Source organism: Mesorhizobium sp. M0909 (assembly GCF_040319515.1).
Classification (GTDB): Bacteria; Pseudomonadota; Alphaproteobacteria; order Rhizobiales; family Rhizobiaceae; genus Mesorhizobium.
The window spans coordinates 46,786-53,249 of sequence record NZ_JAMYOA010000028.1 but is presented as its reverse complement, the minus strand read 5'-3'; the positions used below and the strand labels follow the sequence as shown (position 1 = coordinate 53,249).

Annotated in this window: 4 protein-coding genes and 1 pseudogene; 2 read left to right on the top strand and 3 right to left on the bottom strand. The window is 60.6% G+C overall.

Annotated elements, in window-relative coordinates:
• The first annotated feature begins 335 nt into the window (after positions 1–335).
• Positions 336–542, top strand: coding sequence for a GNAT family N-acetyltransferase (locus NKH83_RS28745; RefSeq protein ID WP_352808404.1), 207 nt, complete (start codon positions 336–338; stop codon positions 540–542).
• 36 nt (positions 543–578) lie between these two features.
• Here NKH83_RS28745 and NKH83_RS28740 read toward each other — a convergent pair.
• Positions 579–737 (bottom strand): annotated as a pseudogene (locus NKH83_RS28740) (IS5/IS1182 family transposase); the annotation flags it as partial.
• A 16-nt stretch (positions 738–753) separates the two neighbouring features.
• The gene (gene ligD / locus NKH83_RS28735; RefSeq protein WP_352808402.1) at positions 754–2,526 is read right to left on the bottom strand and encodes a DNA ligase D; all 1,773 of its coding nucleotides are present in this window, start codon (positions 2,524–2,526) and stop codon (positions 754–756) included.
• A gap of 1,064 nt (positions 2,527–3,590) precedes the next feature.
• On the opposite strand from ligD, the gene NKH83_RS28730 reads away from it, so the two are divergent.
• Positions 3,591–5,054, top strand: coding sequence for an alpha/beta fold hydrolase (locus NKH83_RS28730; protein WP_352808400.1), 1,464 nt, complete (start codon positions 3,591–3,593; stop codon positions 5,052–5,054).
• 644 nt (positions 5,055–5,698) lie between these two features.
• Here NKH83_RS28730 and NKH83_RS28725 read toward each other — a convergent pair.
• Positions 5,699–6,463, bottom strand: coding sequence for an SGNH/GDSL hydrolase family protein (locus NKH83_RS28725; protein ID WP_352808399.1), 765 nt, complete (start codon positions 6,461–6,463; stop codon positions 5,699–5,701).
• Position 6,464 lies beyond the last annotated feature (1 nt).

The window sequence follows — 6,464 nt, the reverse complement described above, 5'->3', positions numbered from 1 at the left end:
TGTGGCTAATGCGGGTTGGTCAGCGGGCTCTGCCGCTCTAAGTTCCCCTTATGGGTCCCCTCTGGTTCGCTCCCCCGGTCTACGTCAAGACTGATCGGCCTGGGCACCGCTAGGGGGTCAGCCATGTCGAGGGTGCCGCCCAGCAGCACCTAAAGTGACCAAAACGGTATCCATACGGCCAGGCCGCGGTGGCTACGCTCTCAGGAGATTTGCTGCGGCAGGTTTGGGCGGAGCGCGGATGAAGTCGGCGCGCAACCCTCTAGGGCGGCGACCGTTCACCCGAGCGCGATGCAGCGCTGCTTGACTCGACGAAAGACGCTGCGCGCGTGCGTGCCATGTATACGCATCCCAGCTTCATCCGCCGAGGCGTGGGGCGTCTAATCCTCACGCTGTGCGAGGACGCCGCCCGCGGCGAGGGCTTCACAAGTGTCGAGCTTATGGCCACGATGGCCGGCGAACCGCTCTATCGGGCCTGCGGCTTGAGGCGCTTGAAGAAGTCGTCGACAACCGAGGCGGAGCGGGCGTGCCACTGTTGCGGATGAGGAAGGCGTTGTGAATGATCGGCGGGCTGGCACGCATAGCCAATAGCTGACGGTAGCTGCGAAGCAGACGACGGCAAGGAAGTTCGTCGCCGACCGACCGTACCGAGTGGCGATGCGGCGGAAATCATTGAGGCGCCCGAACATGCGCCCGATGGCGTTGCGCTCGCGGTACAGGAACGGTGAGAAGCAGTTTTCCAGCGCCGGCTGATGCTCACGCTGCCTTTCTGGCGGCTGCCCTGAACGGACGGTCGATGGTGAAGGCATCTGGACGGATGGCTGCCTCAACCTGGCTCCAGGTCACGGGATGAGCGATTGGGAAGCCAGGTCGCGCTCGTGGGGAGAAGGCGCCGACTGCCGTGTTGCCGCGCCCATTGCGGAGGTAATCAATGAAGATGCGGCCCTTTCGGGCTACCGGCGCGGCGGAGAGCAGATAGCGATCAGGATGAGCTTCAGCGAGGCGCTTGGCGAACGACCGGGCAAGGAGCCGGGCATTGTCGTGTGTGATCTTCGTCTCAAGTGGGGCCATCAGGTGAATTCCCTTGCCGCCCGTCACCTTCGGCCAGCTCTCCAGACCTTCCGTTTCCATGATGTCGCGGAGCGTTAGCGCGGTCTCGATCACTTCATCCCACTCGACCCCCTCCCCCGGATCAAGGTCCAGAACAATGCGGTCGGCATGTTCGATATCGTCAACAGTAGTGTTCCAGGGATGCAGCTCTACCGCATCCATCTCGACCAGCCCCAGCAAGCCGGCAAGGTCGTCCACCCACACGCGCACACCTTCGCCACCCTCGCGCTTTTGAACGCGCAACTGATGCACTGCTGGCGGGATTTTCGGCAGTGCGCCCTTGTGGTAGAAGGTTGCCCCAAGAGCATGGCGGACCAGCTTCAGCGGTCGGTGGCCGAGATGGCCGAGTGCGTGATCGGCAACCCTCTCCCAGTAGCGCGCAAGCTCTTCCTTGGAGGGCGAGATCGCGTCGGGCAGCAGTTGCAGGATGTTCTCGCTGGGAACGCCATGTTCCCGGGCTGGCCCACGTCGCTTTGATCGCGCAGGAGGCTTGGCCGGGATCGCCACGAGGTCTTCTCGCAGACCCTTGAACACGGCTTCACGCAGCACGCCGCGATCAGTTACGCCACTGAATTGAACCTCAGCCAGAACGTCTGGTCTGACCCACGTCGCCTTCGGTTTCACAATGGGCTCTGACAGTGGCGGCTTGCTGATGATCAGCGGGTCGAGCCGCTCTCGAACCAATTGCGCTGCGCTCAAGGTGTAGCCGCTGCGAGCCTTGCCGGCATAGAGCAGTCGGCCGCCCTCGCGGCGGCCGATGTAGAGCGATGCAATGCGGCGCGGGTGAGCCCCGAGCTTCTCGACGAAAGCGACAATAGGAAAGGTGTCGCTCTTGATGCACTTCACCTTGAGCCAACTCGTCTGGACACCCGATCGATAGGTGGCATCGGTGCGCTTGGAGACGATCCCCTCCAAGCCCATTCGGCAGGCATGTTGAAACACGTCCGTGCCGCCCACCTCCAGATGTTCGGCATAGGTCAGTGTCGGGGCAGAGTTCTTAAGCAGCTTCTCAAGGGCTGCCTTGCGCTTCACCAGCGGCTGCTGCCGCAGATCGTGCCCGTTGAGGTGCAGCAGATCGAATGCATAGAAGATGAGCCTCGCCGAGTTTGGATTGCCCAACTCCCGTTCCAACGCTTGGTAGTCCGGCAGGCCAGTGTCGCCGAGAACGACAGCCTCTCCGTCGATGATCGCCGCTTTCACCGGCAAACCCGCCGCCGCTTGAACAATTCGTCGGTATCGATGCGACCAGTCGTAGCCACGGCGCGTAAAGGCTCTCGCTTTGCCGCCCTCAATGATCAGCTCGGTGCGGTAGCCGTCATACTTGATCTCATGAAGCCATTCGCCGCCCTCGGGAGCATTCTCGACCAGCGTCGGCGATTGAAACTCAATGAAAGAGAGCCCGTCTGTGGCGTTAGGCATGCACCCTCCGACGGCGACTCAAGACGCAGAGCAGCAATAGGTTCCGGGGCATTTTAGCGAAATTGTATGTTGGAGGAGTTTATGGTGCCGTTGGAATTAGGATCAATTATCAAGCCGCGCATATAGGAAGGACTGCCGCGAGCTGGCGGCGGATTTGCGTGGCTCGATCTGCCGCCAGCCAAAATGCAATGACAATAGGAGGTTTGCGTGGCGCGGATCGTAGTCACACCGCAATAGCACCGCCTGTAAATCGTAGCCGAGGTGTCGGGGTCCGCCACTGCCATCTCTCCTTGCACCGTCCTGATCTAATGTGCGTCCTGACACGGACTCTCCTTCGCTACCTGCATCGGGGCAAGCGGCAATTTCTGTCCTCACCACAGATCCGCTTTGTGAAATCCAGCCGTTCATTGCAGCGAATGCTGGTTACGGCCAATGTCGGCTTCCAAGAAGAGAATTCGGCTCCGCAAGGTCTCGAAAGGGTCATCGGCGTGAATTCGTCCTGCGCGAACGAACTTCCGCTCGGGGTCGCTCAAAGACTCCCATCAGCGGGCTGATTTGCTAGCAACAGTGGAAATAAACCCCTGACGGATCACCGGAAGTCGGATGTCTCTAGGGATTTTTTCCGCGTCCTGCTTTTGAAGCTGGCGTGCTTGCCGGAAAGGAACGATTGAGCCCCTTCACGGACCTTCTGCCGAAGAAATCAAAGGCCAAGTCCTGATCCTCAAACCGGAACTTTGTGCCCGCGGTATTGCAGCGCACGAAGGCGGCGACGGTGCCCCGGGGGGCAACCGGCCCAGCGGGGATCGGCCGCCAATCAAACGGGCCAGCCGGTCATCGAGCTACTATGGACGGCTTTTGGCGCGATCGAGCCGCAAGTCGACCTCACCGTGATTTCTATCCTCATTCGGTACGGTAGGGTTCATTTGGTGTGGAAAGCGGTAGTTTCGGCTGTGTTCTCAATTGGCGGCGATGAACGGACATCTGGCCATGGGTTTGAAGCTCGATTGATCTCGTGCGTTCCTCGGCAGCTCAACGCTGCAGCAGATCGAAGCGGGTGGCTAGGAATGCAGCTCGACAAAAGGGCTGCCAGACCCGTACGCTGCGGTATGGTTGACTTGGCCGACCTTAGCGAGCGGAAGCTTGCGGCGATCCTTGCGGCGGATGTCTCCGGCTACAGCCGGATGATGGAGGTGGACGAGGCCGGCACGCTCGCGCGCCTGAAGGTACATATTGGTGAGGTCGTCAGGCCCAGGATCGCGGCGCATCGGGGCAATATCGTCAAGACCACAGGCGACGGCCTGCTCGCAGAGTTCGCGAGCGTCGTTGAGGCGGTTGAGAGCGCTATCGAAATCCAGCGGTCGATGGCAGAGCGAAACATTGGTGAACCTGAGAACAGCCGAATCCTTTACCGTGTTGGGATCAATCTCGGTGACGTCATTTTCGAGAACGGGGACGTCTTCGGCGACGGTGTAAACGTGGCCTCCCGGCTTGAGGGGCTCGCCAAGCCGGGCGGCGTGTGCGTGTCGGACATTGTGCATCAGGCAGTCGAGGATCGGATCCAGGTGCCCTTCCGTGACATGGGCAACCAGCGAGTAAAGAACATCTCCCGACCCATCCGTGTCTGGCAGTGGACGCCTGACGAGGCGCGGCAGACGACGAGACCCGTCGAAGCGGCGCTGCATCAGCGGGTGCAGTTCGCGACGGCGTCGGACGGCGTGCAGATCGCTTGGGCCAGCATCGGTCAGGGAGCGCCGGTGCTGAAGGGTCCGAACTGGCTGAACCATCTTGAGTATGAATGGCACAGTCCCATTTGGCGTCCGATTCTGGCGAAGTTCGCGAAGCTTTGCCATCTCGTGCGGTTCGACCAACGCGGAAATGGCCTCTCGGACTGGGAGGTGGAGACGGTATCGGAAGATGCAATGGCCAGCGACATGTCCGCGGTCGCAGCCGCCGCACGGCTGGATCGGTTCGCGCTGCTCGGCATCTCGCAAGGTTGCGCGTTCTCCGTGCGTTATGCTGTGGAGCATCCGGAGCAGGTGACATGCCTCATCCTGCTGGGCGGATTTCTCCGAGGCCGGCTAATGCGACCGGACCTCGATCAAAGGAAGCTATATGAAGCCGGGGCGATGATGATCCGCGACGGCTGGGGCTCGCCGAATCCCGTTTTCAGGCACTTCTTTACTTCCACATTCATCCCCGACGCCCCACAGGAGATTGTGGCGAGCTTCGACGAACTGCAGCGCATTGCCACGAGCCCCGAAGCCGCGATGCGACTCTGGGAAATGAACAGCAAAGTTGACGCGACCGAGTTGGCAAAGAGAGTCCAAGTCCCAACGCTCGTGCTGCATTGCGTGGGCGATCGCGTCGCGCCGATCGAGGAAGGCCGCCTGATGGCCAAGCTAATTCCGGGGGCGATGTTTGTCGAAATGCAGGGAAATAACCACGTGCTCATTGAAGGCACTCCCGCCTTCGACCAGTTCTTCGAGGAAACGGGTGCCTTCTTGGCACTGCACAATGCGGCCGCGTAGCGTAAAAGCGCTCGAGTGGTCCGGCGCAGCGACGCCGACGGACAGGATGTGCCCTTTGGGAACCGGAAGTGATGCCCCTGAGCGGACGTTCGCTCGCCTTCGGTTGGACTCACACCCATGACTCTGAGCGGACGCTCTCTCTGTAAGGCCGAAGGGCAATTCTGGACTGCTGACATGACGTCGGGATCAGGACGCGTAATGATTTGTTCGGTATCTTCTGGAACCGAAGCGACGACGAGCTTAGCTGTGCCGATCCGTTTTTGGAAGAAAAATCACATGGTTAGTGAAATATCCTGGGAATTTCTATTGATGTTTGGAACTTGGTTGGCAGGAATGCTTTGATATTTAGCCGCCAATATTTTTGCTGATTAGCGACCAGCCTGCAAAACGTAGGGCGCCTCCGCCGCGAAGTCCATCTCGGGTTAGCGGGCGCGAATTTGCCTACCGGATATGTGCACACCCAGAAGAGCATCAAGATTCGGCGGCATAGTTGCCGCCCCGTGCCTCAAATCCCGCTTGCATGCATAGCAGCCGCCACCGGCACCGGCAGGGCGCGTGGCGCTGAAGATACCGTAACGCATCCACAACCCAAGGAGATTGTCATGAACGATAGGCGCTGCCTGATCAGGCGAAGGAGAAGCCGCTCAACCGGCGAAGACCTCCGACCGGCGCCGAACAAAATCGTGTTCCGCCACGAGAGCCGCAATGGCTGTCGCGATCTTCGCGCCGCCACGAACGGAAGGTTCGATCGGATTGGCGAAGTCCGCATCCTCATTGCAGACCAGGCGCAGGTCAAGGAGCGGCAAACCGCGGGAGAAGACCGACCGGGTGATGACGTCATTGAAGATCGTTAAGGCACTTGCTGCAATCCTGCGACGCTGCGGGTCGGGAAAGCGTGCCTCGTAGATCGTGCATATGGCCGTTGGCAGATCCCGGCTCAGCACCCCCTCGAGCATCCTCAGGTAATCCTGCTCGAACTGCTCCCGGACATCGCTGATCCTGTCCAGAGCCTCGGCTACCGAACGAGCCGCCTGATCCAGAAGACCCGCATCACGAAGAGCATCATTGCCACCGACACTGACGACGAGATGGCTCGCATCCTGCGGGAGCCGTTCAAGCTGCCGCTCGACGCCGCTCGTGACAGCACCGTCGACGGCGTTGAGAGTTGCATGCCAGCCTTCGGGCAGGCGCTCCCGCAGCTGCCACGCGACGTCAGGTCCGCCGGCAACATAAGCCGCGTTGTCGAAGATCGAATCCCCAAGAAGGACGACATGCGGCATCGGATGCTCCGTCGAGGCCTCTGCCTCTGATGCATCAGCGACGGAGGTAAGGCGGTAGGCTGTGACGGTGACGGCGAGCGTCGTCAACAGCTCGCGCCGGCTCGAACCGCTTGCAGAACCGTATCGCATC

Bases quoted from the DNA above. Each gene is read 5' to 3' on its own strand.
- NKH83_RS28745 (WP_352808404.1), top strand. From the start codon at position 336: ATGTATACGCATCCCAGCTTCATCCGCCGAGGCGTGGGGCGTCTAATC.
- ligD (WP_352808402.1), bottom strand. From the start codon at position 2,526: ATGCCTAACGCCACAGACGGGCTCTCTTTCATTGAGTTTCAATCGCCG.
- NKH83_RS28730 (WP_352808400.1), top strand. From the start codon at position 3,591: ATGCAGCTCGACAAAAGGGCTGCCAGACCCGTACGCTGCGGTATGGTT.
- NKH83_RS28725 (WP_352808399.1), bottom strand. From the start codon at position 6,463: ATGCGATACGGTTCTGCAAGCGGTTCGAGCCGGCGCGAGCTGTTGACG.